The organism is Sediminitomix flava (assembly GCF_003149185.1).
Taxonomy (GTDB): domain Bacteria; phylum Bacteroidota; class Bacteroidia; order Cytophagales; family Flammeovirgaceae; genus Sediminitomix; species Sediminitomix flava.
The window spans coordinates 339,546-363,188 of record NZ_QGDO01000005.1; the positions used below are offsets into that span (position 1 = coordinate 339,546).

General features: G+C 33.9%; 19 protein-coding genes. 10 read left to right on the forward strand and 9 right to left on the reverse strand.

Going from position 1 to position 23,643, the window contains the following annotated elements:
• The first annotated feature begins 11 nt into the window (after nt 1–11).
• On the forward strand, nt 12–809 hold the full coding sequence (locus tag BC781_RS18860; RefSeq protein ID WP_109620725.1) for a PKD domain-containing protein: 798 nt from the start codon (nt 12–14) through the stop codon (nt 807–809).
• 58 nt (nt 810–867) lie between these two features.
• Here the strand turns inward: BC781_RS18860 and lysS are convergent, their stop codons facing one another.
• From lysS to nth, 3 genes are all read right to left on the reverse strand, one after another.
• Nucleotides 868–2,634, reverse strand: coding sequence for a lysine--tRNA ligase (gene lysS / locus BC781_RS18865; RefSeq protein ID WP_109620727.1), 1,767 nt, complete (start codon nt 2,632–2,634; stop codon nt 868–870).
• A 186-nt stretch (nt 2,635–2,820) separates the two neighbouring features.
• Nucleotides 2,821–3,456 carry a deoxyribose-phosphate aldolase gene (gene deoC / locus BC781_RS18870; protein ID WP_109620730.1) on the reverse strand — a complete coding sequence of 212 codons (636 nt, stop codon included), beginning with the start codon at nt 3,454–3,456 and terminating at the stop codon, nt 2,821–2,823.
• A gap of 67 nt (nt 3,457–3,523) precedes the next feature.
• Nucleotides 3,524–4,159 carry an endonuclease III gene (gene nth, locus BC781_RS18875; RefSeq protein WP_109620732.1) on the reverse strand — a complete coding sequence of 212 codons (636 nt, stop codon included), beginning with the start codon at nt 4,157–4,159 and terminating at the stop codon, nt 3,524–3,526.
• 393 nt (nt 4,160–4,552) lie between these two features.
• On the opposite strand from nth, the gene BC781_RS18880 reads away from it, so the two are divergent.
• The 3 genes from BC781_RS18880 (at nt 4,553) to BC781_RS18890 (ending at nt 9,280) form a co-directional block, all read left to right on the forward strand.
• Nucleotides 4,553–5,329 (forward strand): hypothetical protein, encoded by a 777-nt coding sequence (locus BC781_RS18880; protein ID WP_109620734.1) that lies wholly within the window; start codon nt 4,553–4,555, stop codon nt 5,327–5,329.
• 10 nt (nt 5,330–5,339) lie between these two features.
• Nucleotides 5,340–6,908 carry a hypothetical protein gene (locus BC781_RS18885; protein WP_109620736.1) on the forward strand — a complete coding sequence of 523 codons (1,569 nt, stop codon included), beginning with the start codon at nt 5,340–5,342 and terminating at the stop codon, nt 6,906–6,908.
• A 230-nt stretch (nt 6,909–7,138) separates the two neighbouring features.
• Nucleotides 7,139–9,280: a S46 family peptidase gene (locus tag BC781_RS18890; protein ID WP_109620739.1), complete on the forward strand. Its 2,142-nt coding sequence runs from the start codon at nt 7,139–7,141 to the stop codon at nt 9,278–9,280.
• A gap of 59 nt (nt 9,281–9,339) precedes the next feature.
• Here the strand turns inward: BC781_RS18890 and BC781_RS18895 are convergent, their stop codons facing one another.
• From BC781_RS18895 to pyrE, 4 genes are all read right to left on the reverse strand, one after another.
• On the reverse strand, nt 9,340–10,077 hold the full coding sequence (locus BC781_RS18895; protein ID WP_109620741.1) for a DUF4197 domain-containing protein: 738 nt from the start codon (nt 10,075–10,077) through the stop codon (nt 9,340–9,342).
• A 17-nt stretch (nt 10,078–10,094) separates the two neighbouring features.
• Nucleotides 10,095–10,937: a peptide chain release factor N(5)-glutamine methyltransferase gene (gene prmC / locus BC781_RS18900; RefSeq protein ID WP_109620743.1), complete on the reverse strand. Its 843-nt coding sequence runs from the start codon at nt 10,935–10,937 to the stop codon at nt 10,095–10,097.
• Entirely contained in the window at nt 10,938–11,501 is a 564-nt protein-coding gene (locus tag BC781_RS18905) for a hypothetical protein (protein WP_109620745.1), read from the reverse strand.
• A 192-nt stretch (nt 11,502–11,693) separates the two neighbouring features.
• On the reverse strand, nt 11,694–12,323 hold the full coding sequence (pyrE, locus tag BC781_RS18910) for an orotate phosphoribosyltransferase (protein ID WP_109620747.1): 630 nt from the start codon (nt 12,321–12,323) through the stop codon (nt 11,694–11,696).
• A 131-nt stretch (nt 12,324–12,454) separates the two neighbouring features.
• Between pyrE and BC781_RS18915 the strand changes: the two genes are divergently transcribed.
• The gene (locus BC781_RS18915) at nt 12,455–14,368 is read left to right on the forward strand and encodes a RecQ family ATP-dependent DNA helicase (RefSeq protein ID WP_109620749.1); all 1,914 of its coding nucleotides are present in this window, start codon (nt 12,455–12,457) and stop codon (nt 14,366–14,368) included.
• Here BC781_RS18915 and BC781_RS18920 read toward each other — a convergent pair.
• A complete protein-coding gene (locus BC781_RS18920) occupies nt 14,363–15,349 on the reverse strand; it encodes a PAS domain S-box protein (protein WP_109620751.1) in 987 nt (328 codons plus the stop codon). The two genes, BC781_RS18915 and BC781_RS18920, sit on opposite strands and share 6 nt — an antisense overlap.
• Before the next feature lie 91 nt (nt 15,350–15,440).
• Here BC781_RS18920 and BC781_RS18925 point away from each other — a divergent pair, with 91 nt between their 5' ends.
• From BC781_RS18925 to BC781_RS18935, 3 genes are read left to right on the forward strand one after another with little or no spacing between them, the layout of a single operon-like run.
• On the forward strand, nt 15,441–16,184 hold the full coding sequence (locus tag BC781_RS18925; protein ID WP_109620766.1) for a TrmH family RNA methyltransferase: 744 nt from the start codon (nt 15,441–15,443) through the stop codon (nt 16,182–16,184).
• Nucleotides 16,185–16,187: 3 nt separating this feature from the next.
• On the forward strand, nt 16,188–17,147 hold the full coding sequence (locus BC781_RS18930) for a CobW family GTP-binding protein (protein WP_109620767.1): 960 nt from the start codon (nt 16,188–16,190) through the stop codon (nt 17,145–17,147).
• Between the two features lie 37 nt (nt 17,148–17,184).
• Nucleotides 17,185–18,033 (forward strand): hypothetical protein, encoded by an 849-nt coding sequence (locus BC781_RS18935; RefSeq protein WP_109620770.1) that lies wholly within the window; start codon nt 17,185–17,187, stop codon nt 18,031–18,033.
• 77 nt (nt 18,034–18,110) lie between these two features.
• Here the strand turns inward: BC781_RS18935 and BC781_RS18940 are convergent, their stop codons facing one another.
• Nucleotides 18,111–20,381 carry an ATP-dependent helicase gene (locus tag BC781_RS18940; RefSeq protein ID WP_109620772.1) on the reverse strand — a complete coding sequence of 757 codons (2,271 nt, stop codon included), beginning with the start codon at nt 20,379–20,381 and terminating at the stop codon, nt 18,111–18,113.
• 382 nt (nt 20,382–20,763) lie between these two features.
• On the opposite strand from BC781_RS18940, the gene BC781_RS18945 reads away from it, so the two are divergent.
• Nucleotides 20,764–21,339, forward strand: coding sequence for a YqgE/AlgH family protein (locus BC781_RS18945; RefSeq protein WP_109620774.1), 576 nt, complete (start codon nt 20,764–20,766; stop codon nt 21,337–21,339).
• A gap of 283 nt (nt 21,340–21,622) precedes the next feature.
• Complete coding sequence (locus BC781_RS18950) at nt 21,623–23,566, forward strand: DUF349 domain-containing protein (protein ID WP_109620776.1); 1,944 nt, start codon at nt 21,623–21,625, stop codon at nt 23,564–23,566.
• The last annotated feature ends 77 nt before the right edge of the window (nt 23,567–23,643 follow it).

Below are 23,643 nucleotides of genomic sequence, written 5' to 3' on the forward strand. Positions count from 1 at the left end.
ATTAGAATCCTATGAAAATACGATATATACTACAGACTTTCCTTTTAAGTCTTTTTGTCTTACTTCATGCATGTGATGAGGGCGATGACGCTACACCAGATGTAAGTGCCTCTTTTGTTCTTACAGCAACTGATCTTCCTTTAGGTTCTACATTTGAAGCTGTAAATACAAGTCAAGTAGGTGATGTGTATGAGTGGAATTTTGGGGATGGTAGTCCTATCCAAGTTGATGTAAGTAAAACTACTATGAGATATGTTTATTCTCTTCCAGGTGATTATACTGTAAGATTAACGGTAAAGAATAATAGTGGCGAAGTATTAGGTAATTATAAAGAAGAGGTTTCTGTATTTACTTATACAGTCAGTCGTGTTGAATTACTTCAGTTGCCTTCAATGAAACAAGTTTTATCTGATCCTGAAGATGAAAATTCGGAATTGATAGAAGTTGCTTGGGATGCAACTAATGAAGGAGATGCAGCAAACCCAGATTTAGTTACTGCTTTTTATAATGCGAATACTGGTGAATTTTCGGGAATTTCTGATTTTTATGAAAACTTCAATACGGCTAACTTGCCTGTAGAGTTTGAAGTTTCACCTATGATTTTCACTTATGCAAATTATCAGTTTGCTTGCTTTGATTTGGATGATGAAGATGCAAATGAAGAATCTACATCGGAGATTATGTTAGTCGCAGATATCGGAGATCCCTTTTCACAAGTAGTTGAAGAAAATGGAACCTTCAAAATAACACTGGGAGAATATGTGAATGTTTATCTCGAGAAAGTAACGACTTTAGATGATTTACAATAGAAAAAAAGGTGTGAGTTTTAACACTCACACCTTTTAATATTTTAAATAAAAACCAGTATTAATTTTCTGATTCTTCTTTAATTGCAACAGCTTTTTCAATCCAAGCTTCGAAATCTTCTCTTGAAGGATTTTTGATTTCTTTAAGCTTCAATTTTTTCTTCATACCGATAAAGTCGTTCATGAATTTACCAGAAGAAGCCTCAGCAAGGTCAATGATCATGTACATGCCAAGTTTATGCATTACTTGAACTAGTCCACTTTCAACACCAATAGCTTCCCATTCTTCAACTTTTGAAGCTACAGGCCATTTTTCAGGCTTCATTTGAGGGAAGAATAATACCTCTTGAATAGAAGGATTATTTGTAAGCATCATCACAAGACGGTCAATACCGATACCTAGACCTGATGTAGGAGGCATACCGTATTCCAAAGCTCTGATAAAGTCTTGGTCGATAAACATTGCCTCATCATCACCTCTTTCTTGCAATTTTACTTGCTCTTCAAAACGATTACGTTGGTCAACAGGGTCATTAAGCTCAGAATAAGCATTAGCAACCTCTTTTCCATTGATAATCAATTCAAAACGTTCAGTTAATTCAGGATTGTCTCTATGACGTTTTGAAAGTGGAGACATTTCTACAGGGTAATCAGTAATGAAAGTTGGTTGGATGAAGTTGCCTTCACATTTCTCACCGAAGATTTCATCGATAAGTTTACCTTTACCCATGCTTTCATCAACTTCGATATTAAGTTCTTTACAAACATCACGAAGTTGAGCTTCATTCATACCTGAAATGTCGAAACCAGTATATTCTTTGATTGCATCATACATTGTAATACGCTTGTATGGTGCTTTAAAACTCACTTGCTTATCGCCAAATTGAACATCAGTAGTACCGATAGCCTCAGTAGCCACACGCTCTAAAAGGTTTTCAGTGAATTCCATCATCCAGATATAGTCTTTGTAAGCAACGTAGATTTCCATTGCTGTAAACTCTGGATTGTGAGTTCTGTCCATACCTTCGTTACGGAAGTTTTTAGAAAACTCATATACACCATCAAAACCACCTACGATTAATCTTTTCAAGTAAAGCTCATTCGCAATTCTCAAATATAAATCGTTACCTAAAGCATTGTGGTGTGTGATAAATGGTCTTGCCGCAGCACCACCCGGAATTGACTGAAGAATTGGTGTTTCAACTTCTAAATAACCATTTTCATTGAAATAGTTACGAATAGCGTTGATGACTTTGATACGTTTCATGAACACATCTTTCACATCATCATTTACTACTAAATCAACATAACGCTGACGGTATCTAAGTTCTGGATCAGAGAATGCATCATAAACAGTCTCATTACCTTCTTCATCCTTAGCTGTTTTTACGACAGGCAGGGGTTTCAGTGATTTAGTTAAAAGTTTAAGCTCTTTAACGTGGATACTGATTTCACCTGTTTGAGTCTTAAAGCCAAAACCTTTGATACCAACAAAATCACCAATATCCATCATCTTTTTGAAGACAGTATTGTAAAGTGTTTTGTCATCTCCAGGACAAAGATCATCTCTATTTACATAGATTTGAACTCTACCTGTAGCATCTTTAAGTTCAGCAAATGAAGCTTTCCCCATTACACGAAAGCTCATAATACGACCGGCAAGAGAGACTTCTTCGAATTTGCCTTCGTTTGAGTCAAACTCAGCAAGCATTTCTTTTGCTGTAGTATTTACTTCAAACTTTTCTGCTGGATAAGGATCAATTCCCATATCCATAAGTTGTTGTCTCTTCTCCCTTCTTAAAATTTCCTGTTCGCTAAGTATTTGCATTTTATTGCTATCTAGTATTCGTGCAAAAGAATAGTGTATATATTTAAAACTTTACACTAATTCAGAATGCAAAAATAGAAAATAAATGTTCACTTTAAGATCAGATTTCAAATTATTGGGTATTTCCTTAAGATTATAAAGGATAAATTGTATAAAACGTTCTCAATAATCTGTGTAACTGATCATTTATTCTTTACCCCAAACTACAGCAACACGGTTTGCTCCATGTTGTACAGCTTCTTCAACATCCAAAGTAGAATCTACTTGTGTTTTTATTTCAACAGCTGAACCTAATAACTTTTTTAGTTTCATTGTATCGAAAACTGTAGCAGGTCTTGTGGCAAAACCTGAAGTGACAGAGATAAAATCAACTCCACCAGCTTTAGCTATTTGACATGCAGTTTCAACTTCTTCATCATTGAGGTAGGGCATTTCAATGATAAGTTTGAATAATTTCTGATGTTCGTGAATAATATTCGCAAATTGAGCCACTTCAATTTTAGCCCAACCTTTTACGTCAGATTTAAATGCTGTTAGATTCATCATCACGTCAATCTCATCAGCACCTTCTTCCAAAGCTTTTTTTATTTCTAGTAGTTTTGGTTCGGATCTGCTAAAACCAAAAGGAAAGCCTGCTGTAGTTACCAATTGCAATTCCTCAGAGCTTGGGATTTCTCTTCTTACTTTTTTTACCCAATATGGAGGAATACATACAGCTTTATATTTTTTCATTAAAGCCTCTTCAACTAATTCTATTATTTCGGATTCAGTAACTATAGGCTTTAAGTTTGTAAGTTCAATAGAACTATTTGTGGAAAGCATAAAAATATGTTTACAACCTTAATTAGCATCTTGAAAGATTTTATAATCAACCTAAGATTGCTTTATATTATTTAAACAAAGTTTTTCGTCCATGTTTACTACAAATAGGACATTCATTAGGATCATGCTTTCGTGCTTGGCAATATTCTCTTCCAAAATAGATGATTTGAAGGTGCAAGTCATTCCATTTTTCTTTTGGAAATAATCTTTTAGCATCTTTTTCAGTCTGTTCTACATTTTTTCCTGTGGTCAATCCCCATCTGTACATTAGGCGATGAATGTGGGTGTCTACTGGGAATGCTGGAATACCAAATGCTTGCGACATGACTACAGAAGCAGTCTTATGGCCAACAGCTGGTAACTTTTCCAATTCTTCAAACGATACTGGTACCTCTCCATTGTGTTCTCGAATGAGAATTTCTGATAGACCATGAATCCCTTTAGATTTCATTGGTGACAATCCACAAGGTTTAATAATTTCTTTGATTTCTTCAACTGTGAGCTGAACCATATCATAAGGATTATCAGCCCTTTCAAATAGAAGTGGAGTTATTTTGTTTACTCTTTCATCAGTACACTGAGCAGATAATAGTACTGCTATTAATAGTGTATATGGATCATTATGATCTAGGGGAATCGGTAGGGTAGGGTAAAGTTTGTCTAAGATGTTTATGATATCTTCTACCTTCTCTTTTTTTGTCATTGATCTAATTTAGATTGAAAAGTTGATGGCAAATATAGTTTTTATCTAAAAAAAAAGAATCCTATCTCAATCAAAATAGGACTCTCCTTCCGAATAATCGGATTTTAAACAAGAAATAAATCTTGTAATTATCTCATCTCATAACTCAAGAACAAATGTAGGCTGTTTGATTTTTAATAACATTGATGATGGACACTTTAGAATAATGATTACGGTCACTTTATAAATAATCGATAATATTTTGAATACAATTTTGTGCATTCTTTAGAATATGCATGAAAAGCTTTAGTTCCATTTCTCTTATTTTTTTTCCTTTCTTAACATCGTACATGTGTGTTTACTATCAAAACATAGGCAAGCTAGAACTACTAATACCCATTACTAATAACTACTATGCAACAAAGTCAGAGGATCTCTACAGGTATGTTTTTATTTCTCTTCATCTTATTAAACCTAACTGCTTTAGGTACAGATAAAGAAAAAGGTAAAACGGATAAAGATAGAGCAACAATAGCTCCTGTAAAGACAAATTATTATCATAGACCCCATCAGTATATCGCATTGAAATTAGGTGCTTTAGGTGTAGGAGTAAATTATGCATATACCATAAATAAACTCTCTGGTGTCCGATTTGGTATAAACTATTTTGGTTTTGGGACAGATCAAGAAATGACATTAGCAGGAGCTAATTTTAATGTGGACTATACTATTCAAAATATGTCTATAGAGGCTTATTATGAATATTTTCCTTTTCATAAAAAGAGAGGGCGTCTCACTAATTTTAAACGGAATTTTAAGTTTGTAATGGGCTTAACATATTTCGCTTATGTGAAATATCATGCTAAGGCTTATCGAATGAATGGAGTTGTTTTGAATGGAACAGAGTATAGCCCCTCAGAAATTGGTGATGTGGTAGCGACTGTTTCTACGAATAGAGTAGCTCCTTATTTGGGATTAGGTTCTGCTTGGAATGTACCCAATAAGAGAAGGGCTAAGTATCAAATCGGATTTGATTTAGGATTAATTTATCATGGAAAACCAAGAGTTAATTTGGTTGGGACAAACTTTTTGGAAGGAAATAGTGAGCAACAAGAACAAGTTGAAAGTAATCTCAGTTTCTTTCAATTCTATCCAAATCTCTCAGTAAAACTAATTTATAGACTACACTAATACTCTTACGATGATACTTAAAAAAATAAAATCTACCTTAGCTTTAGCATTAACCTGTTTACTTTTTAGTAGCTCATGTTCCAGTTTTTTTGATGGAGTTAATATAATAGTTACACTAAAAGAAGAAGTTCAGCCAATAGCAACATTACAAATTATGGATGCTGTGACAGGTGAGGTTCCTAATAATCTAACTCTAACTCTTTCAGGTGCTGACAAAAGTTCTATTGTCAATTTTAATGGAGGAAAGAATTTTAATGTAAATGAACAAGGTATTATCACCTTTGCTATTCAACATAGTTCTGAAAATGTAGAAAGAGTAGATTTTGATGTTACAGTAAATGCCAATGGTTATGTCAGTTCTTCTCTTCATATTAGTTTTTATGGAGAAGAAATAAATAGTTATGTTTTAGGTTTAGTACATCCTGATAATACACCCGAGGGAGTCTATGCAACAGCTCCACAAATAGAAAATAGTAGTGATGGAATTACTGCTAATACTGTAATTAGCGCTAGCCCAGAACAAGCCCCCGAAACAACCGCTTACATTCAAATTGCAGAAGGTACTCAAGTCTTTGCTCAAAATGGAAATCAAATAGAAGGAGATTTAGAAGTAAAGTTAGTCTATTTTGATCCTACTTCTGAAGAAGCTCTTAGAGCATTTCCTGGAGGTTTAGAAGTGTATGCTAACATCGATAATAATGAGCCAGAGGCAGGTGTTTTTACCTCTGCTGGTTTGGTTAATATTACGATGGAAAGCGGAGGAAAAAGTGTAAAAACTTTTTCAGAGTCAATCTTGGTAGATATAGAAATTAACTCCGAAATATATAATCCTGAAGAAGGAAGAACTATACGAGAAGGAGATGAAATTCCTTATTGGAGCATGAGTACTTCAACAAATCAATGGGAATTAGAAGGGACAACTGTAGTAGAGTTGAATAGTCAGTCAGGGAAGTTATATGCAAGAATGGAAGTTGATCACCTATCATATTGGAATCTTGATTGGTTTTCTTCAGCAAATTGTACTCAGAATTCTCGTGTAATTATAAACCTCAATAATTTACCTGAAGGATATTACCCTTGTGGATTGGAAAATACAGAAACAGGCTTAATCTTTCGTTATGCGTGGAAATATTTAAAAGATGGGGATGCTATTACTTTTTATAATACCCCACAAAGTATGAATGTAAGATTGCATGTATTCGAAAATGGAGTATGTAATAGAAATTCAATGGCAATTTCTGAAGAATTTGCAATATGTGGAGAGGTTAATAAAGTACTAAACTTAAATGCGACTACTTCTACCCCAGATGTTGTGAACTTTGATCTTAAAGCTGAATGTATAGATAACCCTGATATATCAGCAAGACCAAATACACCGATATACTTTAAATCATCAGACTGTAGATATTGGCAATATTTAGGGTATATGTATAATGGGAAAATGACAACGAGTCAATTAGTTATCGGTAAAACATATGAATTTTGGACTGTTTATAGTGATGTCTTTACGTATTTAGTTCCAAGTTCAAACATTGAATACGTTTATCAGTATGCTGAAAGTCCATGTAATTCTAACTAGTTTAAAATTATAAAATAAGTATAAAAAGCTACTGTATTCTCTATTTTTGAGAAATCAGTAGCTTTTTTTATGAAGAATTCAGAATCCGTGATACAAATCAATTTAAGCTGTTTTTAATCTAATTAACTTTATATTTGTTGCTATTACATATAAATGAGATGGTAGTTTATTGTTAAATTAGCATCAATAGAAACAATTTTTAGCTTAAACAATTAGAAAACGGATTAGAAATGAAACGAGTACTACTTAGTGCATTTTTAGCTATTGTAAGCTTAAATGCCTTTGCTCATGAGGGGATGTGGTTACCTCAACTGATAAACCAATTGAATGAAGCCGATATGCAAAAAAATGGTTTCAAATTAACTGCAGAAGATATTTATTCGATCAACAAATCTAGTATGAAAGATGCTGTGGTTTGGTTTGGGAGAGGTTGTACTGGAGAAGTAGTTTCTGATCAAGGTCTACTTTTGACAAATCACCACTGTGGTTATGGTCAGATTCAATCGCATTCAACTACTGAAGATAACTATTTGCTGGATGGTTTTTGGGCTAATAATCAGTCAGAAGAATTAGCGAATGAAGGTCTTACAGCTAGCTTTATTGTTAGAATTGATGATGTGACCAAAAAGGTATTGAAAGGAACAAATGATGGCCTTTCTGAAGAAAAGAGACAAGAAATTATCAAGAAAAATATTGATAAGATTGTTAAAAAGGCAAGTAAAGGAAATTCTTACGAAATCTTCATCAAACCATTTTTCTATGGTAATGAATACTATATGTTCGTAATGAATACTTTTAAAGACATTCGTCTTGTAGGTGCACCGCCATCATCTATTGGTAAATTTGGTAGTGATACAGACAACTGGGTTTGGCCTAGACATACAGGTGACTTTTCAGTTTTCAGAATTTATGCAAATGAAAATAATGAACCTGCTGAATACTCAGAAAATAATAAGCCATACAAGCCAGCTCATCATTTTCCTATTTCATTGAAAGGGGTTAAAGAAGGTGATTTTACAATGGTTTATGGATTCCCTGGACGTACAAAGCAATATATCCCATCATATGGTGTTTCTTATGTCGTTGACAAAGCGAATCCTGTGAAAATTCAGATGCGAGATAGAGCGTTAGCTGTTATGAAGGAAGCAATGGACGCTGATGAAAAAGTCTTTATTCAATACGCATCAAAATATGCTCGTGTAGCCAACTATTGGAAAAAGTGGATTGGTGAGAGTATGGGACTTGAAAGGTTAGGAGCAATTGATAGAAAGAAGGAGTTAGAGTCTGAATTTGAAGCCTTAGTTAAAGATAGGGATGAATACAAAGATGTTTTACCAAGTCTTGAAAAGTTATACAAGGATGTAGAAGAGTATAATTTTGCTTATGAATTATTCATTGAGATTTTCTATTATTCACCAGAGGCTTTAAGATATGCATATAGATTTAGTAATGCGGTGAATGGAAAAAGTGAGATGAAAGAAGATGAATGGTCGAAAGAGCAGGATTATCTTGAAACGCAAACAGAGAGATTCTTTGGAAACTATAATGCTAAAGTTGATCAGAAACTGTTTGTCGTTATGATGTCAATGTATGCAGAAAATATATCTGAAGATTTGAAGGCTCCAGCCTTAAAAGAACTAGAAAAAACATATAATGGCGATTTTGAAAAAATGGCTGAAGAAATCTATTCAAAATCTGCATTTGTATCTGCTGAGAGAATTAAACCTTATGTAAACGGAGAGAAGGAGATTTCAGAATTGAAAAATGATCCTTTCTATCAATTGGCAACAGGTCTCGAAAGCTTCTATCAATTAGCCATCAAACCTGAAAGAAATAGGCTTAATGCAGAAATTGAGAAGCAAATGGCTACTTATGTGAAAGGTCAAATGGAGTTGATGCCAAAGAAATATTGGCCAGACGCAAACTCTACTTTAAGAGTTACATATGGTAAAGTTGAAGGTTCTGAACCAAGAGACGGTATGGCATATCTACCAACTACAACTTTAGAAGGAGTAGTTGAGAAACGAGTAAAAACTGATGATAAAAAGCATGAGTTCTATGTGCCTCAAAGACTTGTCGATTTGTATAATGAAAAAGATTATGGTCGTTATGCTGAGGATGGAAAAATGATAGTTTGCTTCACTGGTTCAAATCATACGACAGGTGGTAACTCTGGTAGCCCAGTAATTAATGGTGAAGGGCAGTTAATAGGAATTAACTTTGACCGTTCATGGGAGAGCACAATGTCGGATATTATGTTTGACCCAGAACGTTGTAGAAATATTACAGTTGATATTCGTTACGTATTATTCGTAATCGATAAATATGCTGGAGCTAAATGGTTAGTAGATGAGATGACTATTGTCGAATAAGTTTACAATTAAAAAAGCCTCGAATCTTCAACTGATTCGAGGCTTTTTTTATGATAATTCTATTTGCCAAATACTTTTTCAAGAAGATCTGTCGCTCTTGCTTTAGGATCATTTCTGATTTCTTTTTCCTCTTTTGCAATTTGAACAAAAAGTCCATCTATTGCTTTTTGAGTTACATAATCTGTTAGGTTTGGATTTACCTTTTTTACAAACGGGATTTTATTGTACTGATTAAAAACATCATCCCAATATTTTGTAGCATTTACTTTCTCCAATGAGTTCTCAACTATAGGTTTGAATTTTTTGACTAATTCATCATTGGTAGATTTTTTAAGGTATTGTGTTGCAGAATTATCAGTTCCTTTTAAAATATCAACCGCATCATTGATTGTCATCTGCTTTATGGCGTTTACAAAGAGTGTTTTAGCTTCAGGAGCAGCTTGTTCTGCAGCTCTATTTAGTGATTCTACAGCATCTTCAACAAGTTTTTCTTGACCAACTAATTTCAGTTTTTGCTCAACCATTCCTACTTCTTCTGGAAGTGGAATTTTGATTTCAGGATTCAAAAAATATCCATTTGTTTTAGCTACTTCATCGACACCTTTCTTTATACCAATCGTAAGCGCTTCTTTTAAGCCATCGGACACTTCTTTCTCACTTAAACCTAAAAATGAGGAAGAATTTGAAGTACTAGCCTCTTGGGTATTTTGCTTTTTCTTGAAGAAATCCCAAAACTGTGCGTAGGACACACTTTGAATTAGGAATAGGTTTAAGAGTAATAGTAGGGTTACTTTCATCAGATTATAATTTAGTCTTATATTTTTTGACCTTCAATATGGCGTTGCTTTCCTTGCATATCTTCAATTATAAAGATATTCTTGAAACCAAAGTCAGCTAACAATGCTTCCATATCTTTTCCATACTGTTCATTGATTTCAAAATAAAGCCAACCTCCAGTTTTTAGTTTTGCAGCTGCAAGTTCAGTAATTCTTTTATAAAAAATTAATGGATTTTGATCAGGAACAAACAAGGCTAATTCAGGTTCGAAATCTAATACATTATTAGCCATCAATTTTTTTTCATCATTGGTGACATACGGAGGGTTACTTACAATGATATCAAGTTCAGAAAAGTCATCAAGACCATAATTTAGAATATCTTGATTAAGAAAGTTAATCTTAGCACTAAGCTTATCTGCATTTTCAGAAGCTATTTTTAGCGCACCTTTTGAAATGTCAATACTCGATACCTCTGCTTGAGGAAGCTCCAGTTTCAAGGTAATTGGTATACACCCAGAACCTGTTCCGATATCTAAAATATTGATTGATTCTTGTCTATTATGCCTTTGGATGATTTTGTAAACAAGTTCTTCCGTCTCGGGTCTAGGAATTAGGACATTAGCATCTACTTTAAACATATGACCATAAAAATGAGACTCTCCAAATATATATTGGACAGGCTCATTTTTATTTAATCTTTCTATAATCTTCTTTTCTTTCTCTGGATTATTCTCAAATTGTTTTTCCAGTAGAATAGCATTTCGGTCTAATTGATAAAGGTGATCTAGAATCATAAATGCGATCTGCTTCTTCTCATTTTCATCTTCAATGTGCAGTTCTGATTCTAGATATTTAAGGTGCAATTTTGCATTTTTCATTTAATACTCACTTGTTTCAGTGTGTTGGCTATAATAGCTCATTTTCAATTCTTTCAATCTTTTGTCATTTTCAGTAACCCAAGTCCTTTTGTTGTAATCTCCATTAGGATATACTTCTTCATAGGTTACATATTCTGAATTATATTTTTCGAACTCATCATAAAAATATAATTCAATCATTGCAAAGTTTCGTGTGATATTTTCGAGCAATGAAAGATAGTAAGGGTCTTCTTTCGAAATTACATTTCGTTGTTTTTGGAGTCTGATATTTTTCTTACTCTCTACTTCTTCAACCCACTCAATATTGTCTTGAATTAATTTATTTCTTAATTGCTCATAGTATGTATATTCTTCTTCAGACAATTCAAATAAATCTTTGCCAAAATACTTTTGCCACAAGTCATCATCTTCCGGAGTCGTCTTTAACCTAGCCCATAGGGTTGGTTTTGAGAAAGGGTCATCCAAAGTTTCATCTTCAGGTTGTTCGTAATCTTGGGAAAAGAGTAAAGTACAGTTAAAAAATGAAGTGAGAATGAGAAAATAAAGGATTTTGATATTCATCATCGTACTTAAATTCAAATGTTGTAATAATATAACGATGGAAAAGAATATTATTTTAAACGAAAATATAGAATTTCTTTCTCATTAATAGAAAAACAATATTTTTCATATTCTTTAATTGAAAAAACTCATACGGAATAAGTTCAAAAAGTACAAAAATCCCTATCGTAGTAAACGATAGGGATTTTTTGAATATTATCCCCAAACGGAAGGATTTTCCCTCCATTCTTTTAATGTTTCTAGTTTTGAAGCATCAATGTAGTCTTTTTCTAAAGCTACCTCCAATAGAGTTGGGTAGTTTGAGAGAGTACGGTATTCGATAGCTGCTTCTTTGAAGTTGTTATCCGCAATTGGGAATCCGTAAGTGAAGATAGAAACTAGCCCTAGTACTTCAACTCCGGCAGCTTGTAGGTCTTTTGCTGCTTTGATTGAACTACCACCAGTTGAGATCAAATCTTCAATAACAACAGCTTTTGCGCCTTCTCTCACTTCACCTTCAATCATGTTAGTCATACCATGTCCTTTTGGTTTTGATCTCACATAACAGAATGGTAATCCTAGTTCTTCAGCAACAAGAGCACCTTGAGGAATACCGGCAGTAGCTACACCAGCTATTACTTCTACCTCAGGAAATTCTTCTTTAATTAGTTTAGCTAAGGCCTCTTTCACATATGTTCTTACATCTGGGTAAGAAAGAGAAAGACGGTTGTCACAGTAAATAGGAGATTTCCAACCTGATGCCCACGTAAACGGAGTTTCGGGACGAATTTTTATTGCTTTTATCTCCAAAAGCATTTCTGCTATTTTCTTCGCTGTATTTTCCATGCCGCAAAAGTACATTTATTTTTTTTCTAAAAAAATCACATCTTAGGATGATCTAATCACTATTTTTGACTCTTTTCAAGAATAACAATTTTTCTAGGATTAGAAATACAAAACTGAAGAATAGCTAGAGCATGAATGCGAAAATTGGGCAAATATTGAAGTATTATTGGGGGTTTGATAGCTTTAGACCTTTACAGGAAGATATAATTACCTCAGTATTAGAGAAACAGGATACTTTGGCACTTTTACCGACAGGTGGAGGAAAGTCGATTTGTTTTCAAGTTCCTGCTTTAGCAATAGAGGGTGTGTGTGTGGTTGTTACGCCACTTATAGCCCTTATGAAAGATCAAGTGCAGAATTTGAAAGCAAAAAAAATTCCTGCCGAAGCTCTCTACTCGGGAATGCCTAAAAGACAAATTGATCTGATTCTTGATAATTGTATTTATGGAAAAGTGAAATTCTTGTACGTTTCACCTGAAAGATTAAAAACGAAGTTGTTTTTAGAGAGGGCGGCACAGATGAATATTAGTCTTATTGCTGTAGATGAAGCTCATTGTATTTCACAATGGGGATACGATTTCAGACCTCCCTATTTACAAATAGCCGATTTTAGAAAGACAATTCCAGATGTCCCAATTTTGGCTCTTACAGCAAGTGCTGGAAAGCTAGTTCAGAGTGATATCAAGGAAAAGTTGCTATTCGGAGCGAAGTCAAAAACTTTTTCGAATAGTTTTCAACGTAAGAATCTTTCATTTTCAGTACGAGAAGCTGAAGATAAAGCTGTTAAACTAAAAGAAATTTTAAGTAGGGTAGAAGGCTGTGCAATTGTGTATTTAAGAAATAGGCAAGGGACAGAGGATGTAGCTAATTACTTGAATCATTATGGGGTTTCATCAGATTTTTATCATGCTGGGTTAAATAACCAAGAACGCAGTTTGAAGCAAGATAAATGGATGAATAATCAGACAAGAGTAATGGTTGCAACCAACGCTTTCGGAATGGGAATAGATAAACCAGATGTTCGAATTATAATCCATTTAGATCCCTCAGACAGTATTGAAGCATATTATCAAGAAGCAGGAAGGGCAGGGCGTGATGGTGAAAAATCCTATGCTGTATTGCTTAATCAGACGAAGGATTTTGATAGAATTAAACAAAGAATTGATAAGCGGTACCCCGAACCAAAAGTTTTAAGACGAGTCTATCAGATACTTGGGAATTACTTCAGACTTGCTGCAGGTGGAGGTGAAATGGCAACTTTTGATTTCGTTCTTGAAGATTTTCTCAAAAAATATGACTTACCCCATGCGGAGACTTTTTATGCTTTGAAGTGTCTAGAAGAGCAAGGTTTCATTCTTATCAGTGAGCCAATCTATCAGAATTCAAATTTTATGTTTGCGGTATCACAAGAGAATGTATATAAATTTCAAGTGGCAAATTATGCCTTCGATCCATTATTGAAGAGTTTGGTGAGATTTTATGGCGGTGAAGCATTTACACATTATGTCAATATTTCAGAGCAGACACTAGCAAATAGTATTCATGTGAGTGTTTCTCAACTCAGAGAGTATTTAGCAGAGTTACATTCTCAAGGTATTTTGGTTTTCCAAACACAGAAAGATAAAGCACAGCTCACTTATCTGACTGAAAGATATGTAGCAGATAATCTGCCGATAGATGTCAAAATTTTAAAGGAAAGAAAGGCTAGAGAGCTTGAGAAAATCCAAGCAATGATGAATTATACACAAAATACTAGAAGATGCAGAAGCGTATTGATCTCTGAGTATTTTGATGAAACAACGGCAAAACCATGTGGCGTATGCGATAATTGTATCAAATATCTTAAAAAAGCATCTCAACCTTTAGATTTGAAAAAGGACATTCAATCTCTATTGGAAAAAGTAAAGGAAGCAGATATTCAAGAAATTGAATCTAAACTTAGACCAACAAATAAAAATTACTTGATAGATTTAGTACGAGAAATGGTAGAAGAAGGGGAATTGCATTTAGATGAATTTGGGCAGATTAGCTTGGCTAACTTATAGATCACTCACGTCTATTGCGATAACGGTAGCACCTATTACCTCATCAACATTTCTGATTGGAGTGAAAAGTACTTTTCTTCTAAAGACCTTATTTGCGTATTCAATACTGTAGAACTCTGAAAATTCTTCTCCTTTAAATGCTCTTGAAAGGCTTTCTCTTAAGTCCTTTCTATTGTTTTTAGTCGTGATTTCAAAAATAGAAGTTTTATACAAAGCCTTTTTTTCTAAATACTGCTCTACGCTCTCGGCAAAATGATAGTTGCAAGAAATTAATTGAAAGTTGGTATTCACTGAAAAAATCTGAGTATCACAGGCATTCATGATTGAGTTAAGAATAGCTTTATTCTTTGCATTTTCTTTTCTGATGAAGCGCTCTTGATTTTCTTGAGCCTGTAATTGTTCTTGATAAATGTGGAGTTCTTCTCTACTTTCTTTGAGCGATTTATCTAATAATTCTTCATTTTCTTGAGCATTGATAAGTTGTTCTTCTTTGGCGATGTCTTCGGTAATATCTCTTGCAGTGACTAATATGACATTGTCAAATTGTTTGATTTTTTTAGATGGTATACAATTAACATTGTGCCAATGATATTCCCCCGATTTAGTTTTTAATCGAATTTGAATGTCTTTAATGGTTTTAAAATCTTTTCTGATTTGATCGAGAAGATTTTCGATTATCATTAGATCTTCTGTGTGAACATAATCGCTCACATTTTTGCTGGTTAGGTCTTTGGATGAAAAACCTGAAAGTCTGAGCCATAAAGAGGGTGCATAAATAAACTTGCCTGTGAAATCAATCACAAAAAGACTCTCTTGGGTATATTTAAATACCAATCTAAAGATTTCTCTGAAGAAGGCATTTTCTTCAATTTGTCTATTTATTTTTTTCGACTTTTCAATCAAGTTTTCTAACTCGTCTATTTCATTAGAAGAGAGATTGTGGTATGACTCTAAATATTTCTTTATTTTATCTAAAAACATTCTTTATGAGGCTTTACAATGAGGGGTGTAGTCTTTAAATATTAGAATTATTAGTTTTGTAGGAAAGTTTCAGACTAAAAAGAATTTAAACTTGAATAAACGTTGGCAAAAAGAAGTCAGAGCACTTCACTTGAAAAAGAATCGTAAAGCTTCACAGAGATTCCTTGTGGAAGGGAGAAAGAATGTGGAAGAGTTACTAAGGTCAGATTATAAAATCGAAGCACTTTTTTATACCCAAGAATTTGAGGAAAGACATCAAGACTTACTCAATTCGTCTAGTGCTGAATTGAAACAACTTTCTAATATTTCTGATCTAGAAAAAGCGGGTACTTTCAAGTCTAATGATGCAGCTATAGCCATCGTTCGAATGAAAGAGGCTGTGAAACCTAATGCTGAAAATGAATTAGTTATCTGTCTTGATGATGTTAGAGACCCTGGAAATCTAGGTACAATTATCAGAATAGCAGATTGGTATGGGATTAAAAATGTATTTTGTTCGGATAATTCTGCGGACTTTTATAATCCTAAAGTGATCTCTTCAACTATGGGGTCTTTTTGTCGTATCAATCCTTACTACGGTGATCTAACTTCATTTTTAGAAGCGCAAAATTCCAATACCCCAATTGTAGGTGCTTTTATGGATGGGGATAATATATATCAGTCCAAACTCGCAGAAAAAGGAATCTTAGTGATGGGAAATGAGTCCAATGGAATTTCAGAACAGATTGAGGGACTTATCAATAAAAAAATCACTATCCCAAGATTTGGAGAGGCTGAATCTTTAAATGTAGCCATCGCTACAGCAGTTATTTTGGATAATTATAAAAGACAATAAATAATGAAACGCATTCCTGTAACTATACTAACTGGATTTCTAGGAGCTGGAAAAACAACTTTACTCAATCACCTTATAGAATCACAACCCAATACGAAGTTTGCGATTATAGAAAATGAGTTTGGGGCAATAAATATTGACAAAGATTTAGTGAATACACAAGCTCAAGGGATTTTTGAATTGTCGAATGGATGTATTTGCTGTTCTTTAAATCAAGAGTTGGGACAAACTTTAAATAAACTTGTAACTACAGGAAAGGATTTTGACCACTTGATTATTGAAACTACGGGAGTTGCTGAACCTGACGGGATATTGTCTGTATTTATAAATGACTATCATTTTGATGAGCTTTTTGAGGTGAATGCTGTCATTGGTATGATTGATGCAGAACATTTACTAAAAAGCTTAGAATCAGAGCCTGTCGCAAAAAGACAGCTAGCCTTAGCAGATTTGTTAGTGTTCAATAAATCATCTGAAATAGATGAGGAAATAAAGCAAAATGTACTTGAGGCAGTAAAAGCAATCAACCCATTGGCTAGTATTATTCATACTGACTACGCGAAAGTCAATGCAGAAGAAGTACTGTCACAATTTTCTTTTAGAGCGGATACTGTCAATGAGCGAATTCTAAATTCTAAATCTGAAAAAGGGGATCATCATAAAGGAATAAAGTCACTTACTTTTAGCCAAAATAAGCCCTTAAATCTTAATAAATTTCAATATTGGCTCCGTTCACTTTTATTGTTCAACCCTGATGGAATTTATCGAATTAAGGGTCTGTTGAATAAGCCGAACACCGAAGAGAAAGTAATCATCCAATCAGTTAGAGGGAATATCATATTCTCTGAAGGAGACAAGTGGAGTGAGGACGATGATAGAACATCTCAGCTAGTCATTATTGGTCATGGTTTAGATCGAGAAACTTTACAAAAAGGGATCGACTCATGTGCGATTGAGGAATGATCTCAAGAAAATAGAGACGAAAATAACAAACAAGGATATGAAAAATCAGAAGACGCCTATTACCCTAATTTCAGCAAACAACGCTAACGTTAAAAAGTACCTAGACAGCCTTCCAGATTTTGAGAATAAAGGAGTTCTATACCAAGAAGCTTTTGAAAAAAGCTATGAGAATTTTCCTCTTTTCTACAAAAAGATGTCTGAAGACTACATTATGGACTTGTTGAAATCGTTAGACAGATGTCCTGAAGTTGAGGGAATTGTAATGGTCTTTTCTGATGAAATGAATCTGAATCAAATTAAGTACATCTTAACTTCAGATAAAGAGTTCTTAAGATTTTTCCAGATTGAGAAGTCAATTTTCTATCCGTTAGAAAATGAATTGATCGACAGAATAAATGCTCATGAATCGGCTTATTTGGCCAATGTGCTTGAAGTCGATGAGGTAGTGGATAATTTACATTCAGCGGAGTTGTCAATTATCAATCCTCATTTGAAGTATCTTCATTTAGATGAGAATAAGTCTTCTTCAAAAGTTTCGATTTATGAAGAGTCTGAGAGTGATCACAGTTTCAAAGTGATTAATCATGAATTGACACTGGATGAAATAAGCGAATGGGCTGAAAAAGCTTTATTTGTTGGAGAAATTTATAAGATCAAAGGAGAGATACTTCATAAAGGTGTAATGTATGCTTTTGAGAATATTGGATCTCATTTTATGTATTATCCAACGTATAAATCATCTACATCTTCATGGTTAATTGTTGGTGGTCGAGAAATTGATAAAGAGTATATACTCAAAGAAATTAGACATAAAGAAGTAGTGCCTGCAATGATTTCTGAAAAGCTGCATTACTTTATTGGTGGAATAGGAGCGTTAGCAAACTAATTTCATATCTACATAAAAAAATCCCAATTGTAGTTCAAATACAATTGGGATTTTTGTTTTTTATAATAACTAATTCTTTAATCCATAATCATTAGTTTGGCAAAAGCTAGGATTAGCGTTTTTTCACCTTCAGAATCAAAGTTAACTTTTGCTCTTTTATCTGAGCCATCTTCCAAAATGGCTGTGATTGTACCTTTCCCAAATTTCTTATGCAGTACATTTTGACCTTGTCTTAGCTCTGCTGGATTTGACGGCGTAAAGTTTTCAAGGTTTGGGATATCTTTCTTTTTAGAGAAAGAGGTAAATGTATTTCTGTTAGTAGTAGGAGACTTTGATTCAGTTTTACTAAATGATCCAAATCGACCTGAAGTAGCTTGTCCTTCACTGAAAGATGAAGGTCTTCTGACAGGTTTTTGAACATTTAAGAATTTAGAATCTACTTCACTCAAGAATCGGCTAGGCTCACACATAATCAATTTACCAAAACGGTATCTTTGAAGGGCGTATGAAAGTGTAAGCTTTGACATCGCTCTTGTGATTGCTACGTAGAAAAGTCTTCTTTCTTCCTCTAAGTCGGCTCTACTTTCAAGCATCATTTGAGAAGGGAAAAGATTCTCTTCCATACCAGCAATATAGACATGCTTGTACTCTAGACCTTTAGACATATGTATGGTCATAAGGGTCACAGCATCGCTGTCTTCTTTACTCTGATCTTGTGAAGTGATCAGAGAAACTTCCTGAAGAAATGTTTCTAAACTTTTATCTTCTTTTTCAGGATCATCTACAAAAGCTTTGACAGCATTTAGTAACTCTTGAAGGTTTTCATAACGTACACGACCCTCAACTGTTTTATCATCATATAATTCACGGAGTAATCCAGACCCTTTCGCTACAGATGTTGCTGCAGTAAATGCATCTTTGTTTTTGACATCTAACATGAAAGCTTGAACCATGTTCGCAAAGTTTTCAAGCTGAGTTGTTAGTCTACCTGTGAAGTATCTTCTAGCATTTAGAATGATTTGCCAAGGTGTTGTATTCTCCTGTGAGGCTTTCACTAATATTTTATCAACTGAAGTAGGACCAATTGCTCTTTTCGGGTAATTAATAATCCTTTTTAGTGCTTCCGTATCGGCAGGGTTAATGACAAACCTTAAATAGGCTACCATATCTTTGATTTCCTTTCTTTGGTAGAAAGATAAACCTCCAATGATACGGTAAGGAATATTCATTTTCCTTAAAGATTCTTCAATAGATCTGGACTGAGAGTTTGTACGGTAAAGAATAGCAAAATCTTCACAATTGAGGTTGTTATTCATTCTTTCCTCAAAAATGGAAGTTGCGATCAATTTAGCCTCTTCAGAGTCAGATGTAGCCCTAATTACATCAATCAGTCTACCATCGTCATTGCTAGTCCAAACGTTCTTTTTAAGCTGGGCTTGGTTGTGTTTGATAACTGAGTTAGCAGCTTCAACAATATTTTGAGATGAACGGTAATTCTGCTCAAGTTTGATGACCTTAAGATCGGGGTAGTCTTTCTCAAAGTTCAAGATGTTTTGGATGTTTGCTCCCCTAAAGGCATAGATACTTTGTGCGTCGTCACCTACTACACAAATATTTTGACGTACCGCTGCAAGCTTCTTTGTGATTGAATATTGAGAGACGTTGGTATCTTGAAACTCATCAATCATCACGTATTGAAACTTTTGCTGATACTTATTTAAAACATCAGGGAATTTATGGAGAAGGACATTTGTGTTGTATAACAAATCGTCGAAATCCATCGCATTTGCTTTAAAACATCTCAAAGCATACTCTTTGAAAATATCAGCAATTTTTGGTCTTCCACTCGCTTCATCCTCTAATTTATATTCTGAGTTATTTGCATAACCTCTCCACGAAATTAGATTGTTTTTAGCATTTGAAATACGAGCTAAAACACCATTTGGTTTATAGATTTTATCGTCGAGTTTATACTCTTTAATAATAGATTTAATTACGGACTTTGAGTCATCAGAATCATAGATCGTAAAATTACTCTGATAACCTAGCTTGTCTGCTTCATATCTTAAAATACGAGCAAAAATAGAGTGGAAAGTTCCCATCCATAGGTTTCTTGCCTCAGTACCAACCACACTTTCAATCCTCTCTCGCATTTCGCGAGCAGCTTTATTGGTAAAAGTCAATGCTAAGATGTTAAAAGGTTCAACCCCTTTTTCCATCAAATAAGCAATTTTATAAGTAAGAACCCTTGTTTTACCAGATCCAGCACCAGCAATAATCATCATTGGACCTTCAGCGTTTACAACCGCTTCTCTCTGTGGCTCGTTAAGACTATTTAAATAATCCATAATTAAATTTCATCTAACCTTGATCTATCATCTACAAAGTTAAAAGCTTATTTCTATTTTTTGATAATCTAGAGGAAAAGCTTTAGGATAAAATCTATTTTAAATAGAATCATAAAGGAATGTAAGGAAATGTACAAGTTTGCAGAACTGCAAGTTTGTATTCACCGTATTATTAACATGGGGTATAGGTTTTTGTACTTAAGCAGTATAATTCAATCAAATTGAAAAAAAAAGAGCTGTATGCTTTGCATTTTTTAATGGGAATTAACAAATTAAATTAATGGATAACTGTTATTTATTTAATTTAAAATAGGATTTTATCTGTTTATGGAGCTGTAGATAAAGTTAGAGGTCATTATTGTTTCACCAAAACTACAATGCTATGGAATTTATTTTCGATTACAATCAGAAACAAGAAATAAGAAAAGGAGATATCCTTTTAGCAGAACCTTTTATGACTGACCCAAATTTTGAACGTGCTGTAGTCTTGGTCTGTGAACATAATGAGGAAGAAGGGTCCTTTGGGCTCGTTTTGAATAAACCTTCGGTGGTTCAAATGGAAGATATTTCGTTAAACTTGGCCAAAGAACATGAATTATTTATCGGAGGCCCAGTAGAGCAAGATACACTCCATTATTTACATACAATGTCAGATGTAAAAGGGGCTGTTAAGCTCAGAAATGGCGTTTATTGGGGAGGAGAATTTGAACACCTACAATTTATGGCAGAAAATGGATTCTTAACCACAGATAATTGTCGATTCTTTATGGGTTACAGCGGTTGGAGTCATTTACAGCTAAGAGATGAGCTAGAGAATAATTCTTGGATTGTTTCACATCAAGACCCATCAATTATTTTTAAAGAAGAAAGTGATACATTGTGGCAAAGTGTTCTCAAAAATATGGGAGGAAAATATAAAGTACTTTCCAATTACCCGAGAGATCCAAGATGGAATTAAAATATTAGACTATAAATTAGAATAGAAAAACTGACCCTAGGTCAGTTTTTTTGTTTAAAAATAGAAGGTATCTCAAATTAGATAGATTAATTTGAGGTTTGAAGCTGAAAAATTTGGTTTGTTTAAAATGGAATTACGACATTTGAATACAAACGGGGAATGAATACCTTTTTGAACTTTAGCTTAATTATTTTTAGAAATTAAAGCATTCTAATTCATCGAGGTATAACATGACTTAATATCTATTCCCTAATCATTATGGTTAGGACTAAATAAATAGCATATGAGTACAAATCCTGAGGACGCACACCAACCTTCTGAGGAAGGAAATTCTAACAATCTTGACAATAACAAGATTGTTCCAGACGTAAACGATGGTTCTGAACAAAAAAATCAAGAAATGAGCGCAGAAGAAAAGACATTAGCGAACAAAGCTCAAGAAGCTGAAAACAACATCAAAGAAGAAGTTTCTACTGAAGAAACTACAAATGAAGTTGAAGACAAAGTGTTTGAAAATGAGATTGATTTCCACAAACTTTCGAAAGAAGAGTTGGTGAAAGTATCTCAAGAGTTGACAACTGTAAAAGATGTAGTTAAGGCGGAGCAGGTTGTAAAAGAAATTCGTGAGGTAATTGAGGATATCCGTAGAGAGGAGTCTGAAATCGCTAAAGCTAAGTTTCTGGAAGAAGGTGGTGATGAAGATGGGTTTGAGTATCGTGATAAAGATATCGATGCTTTCTTTACTAATTATAAAACGGTTAGATCTCGTAAAAAACAATATTTCGAAGATCTTCAATCAGCTAGAGATAATAACCTGAAAGCTAAAAAGAAGGTTATTAACGAAATCAATGAAATCCTAGATTCTTCGAATCAATCTGGAGCGATGGCTAAAGTTAAAGAGCTTCAGAAAAAATGGAAAGAAATTGGTGCTGTACCTCAAGCAGATGCTGATGATCTTTATAAAACATATCATGCACTTCTAGATCGTTTTTACGATAACATGAGTATTGAGTTTGAATTAAAAGAACTTGATCGTAAGAAAAATCTAGAGTTGAAGTTAGCGCTTTGTGAAAGAGCTGAATCTCTATTAGAAGAGGAAAATATTAATGAAGCAGTTACAAAATTGAATTTGCTTCATGATGAGTTTAAATCTATTGGTCCTGTTCCTAAAGAAGAACAAGATGCAGTTTGGGATAGATTTAAAAAGGCTTCTGATGTACTATATGACAAAAGAAGAGCTCATGCAGAAGAGTTTAAGAAAGTTCTCAACGAAAACATGCAGAAGAAACAAGATCTTTGTCTTCAAGTTGAGAAGGTTTCAGATTTTGACTCTGACCGTATAAAAGAATGGAATGAGAAAACGAAAGAATTGCTGGCTATTCAAGAAGAATGGGATAAAATTGGTCCTCTTCCAAGAGAAGTAGCTAAAGATATCAATAAGCAGTTTTGGGGTAACTTTAAATCATTCTTTGCTCGTAAGAATAAATTCTTTGAAAAGCTTGAGGCTTTCAGAGCTGAGAACTTAAAGAAGAAAGAAGAGCTAGTAGCTAAAGCTGAAGAGCTTAAAGATAGCGAAGATTGGAACACGACGACTAACGATCTGAAAAGACTACAAGAGGATTGGAAGAAAATTGGTCCTGTTCCTGAAAAATTCCGTGATTCAGTTTACGAAAAGTTCAAAGCTGCTTGTGATGTTTTCTTCGAGAGAAAAAGAAGCCAACGTAAAGAACAAGATAAAGAGTTCTTGGATAACTTGAAGAAGAAGGAAGAAATCATTCTTGAAATCAATACTTTGGCTAAAGAAGATGGAGATTTCAATATTGATTTGTTGAAAGAAAAAGTACAAGCTTTTATGGCTATTGGCTTTGTTCCTAGAAGAGACAAAGATGCGATCATGGATAAATTGCTCAATGCTTGCGAAACTTATCTTGATACTTCGTCTTTAGAAGGTGATGAAAAAGAAACTCAAAAGCTGAAATTCAAAGCTGATATCTTTAAATCTGTTCCTGGTGGAGGAAGATTTAAAAATCAAGAGAGTAAAGTTCGTAACAGAATTACAAATCTTGAGAATGATATTGCTTTATGGCAGAACAACCTTGCTTTCTTCGCTAATTCGAAGACAGCTGATAAGATGAGAGAAGAGTACAATGAGAAGATTTCTAAAGCACAGGCTGAAATCAAAGTACTTAAAGATCAATTAAGAATCATTAGAAGCATTGAGAACTAATTCTCAAAGGATATAAGATTTACAAAACGGTAAAGAAGCACTGCTTTTTTACCGTTTTTGTTTTTATATCACTTGTG

Coding starts and splice junctions, on each gene's coding strand:
- lysS (WP_109620727.1), bottom strand. CDS start 2,634: ATGCAAATACTTAGCGAACAGGAAATTTTAAGAAGGGAGAAGAGACAA.
- nth (WP_109620732.1), bottom strand. CDS start 4,159: ATGACAAAAAAAGAGAAGGTAGAAGATATCATAAACATCTTAGACAAA.
- BC781_RS18920 (WP_109620751.1), bottom strand. CDS start 15,349: ATGTTTTTAGATAAAATAAAGAAATATTTAGAGTCATACCACAATCTC.
- BC781_RS18915 (WP_109620749.1), top strand. CDS start 12,455: ATGAATGCGAAAATTGGGCAAATATTGAAGTATTATTGGGGGTTTGAT.
- prmC (WP_109620743.1), bottom strand. CDS start 10,937: ATGAAAAATGCAAAATTGCACCTTAAATATCTAGAATCAGAACTGCAC.
- BC781_RS18880 (WP_109620734.1), top strand. CDS start 4,553: ATGCAACAAAGTCAGAGGATCTCTACAGGTATGTTTTTATTTCTCTTC.
- BC781_RS18950 (WP_109620776.1), top strand. CDS start 21,623: ATGAGTACAAATCCTGAGGACGCACACCAACCTTCTGAGGAAGGAAAT.
- BC781_RS18860 (WP_109620725.1), top strand. CDS start 12: ATGAAAATACGATATATACTACAGACTTTCCTTTTAAGTCTTTTTGTC.
- deoC (WP_109620730.1), bottom strand. CDS start 3,456: ATGCTTTCCACAAATAGTTCTATTGAACTTACAAACTTAAAGCCTATA.
- BC781_RS18940 (WP_109620772.1), bottom strand. CDS start 20,381: ATGGATTATTTAAATAGTCTTAACGAGCCACAGAGAGAAGCGGTTGTA.
- BC781_RS18905 (WP_109620745.1), bottom strand. CDS start 11,501: ATGATGAATATCAAAATCCTTTATTTTCTCATTCTCACTTCATTTTTT.
- BC781_RS18935 (WP_109620770.1), top strand. CDS start 17,185: ATGAAAAATCAGAAGACGCCTATTACCCTAATTTCAGCAAACAACGCT.
- BC781_RS18890 (WP_109620739.1), top strand. CDS start 7,139: ATGAAACGAGTACTACTTAGTGCATTTTTAGCTATTGTAAGCTTAAAT.
- BC781_RS18945 (WP_109620774.1), top strand. CDS start 20,764: ATGGAATTTATTTTCGATTACAATCAGAAACAAGAAATAAGAAAAGGA.
- BC781_RS18885 (WP_109620736.1), top strand. CDS start 5,340: ATGATACTTAAAAAAATAAAATCTACCTTAGCTTTAGCATTAACCTGT.
- pyrE (WP_109620747.1), bottom strand. CDS start 12,323: ATGGAAAATACAGCGAAGAAAATAGCAGAAATGCTTTTGGAGATAAAA.
- BC781_RS18930 (WP_109620767.1), top strand. CDS start 16,188: ATGAAACGCATTCCTGTAACTATACTAACTGGATTTCTAGGAGCTGGA.
- BC781_RS18895 (WP_109620741.1), bottom strand. CDS start 10,077: ATGAAAGTAACCCTACTATTACTCTTAAACCTATTCCTAATTCAAAGT.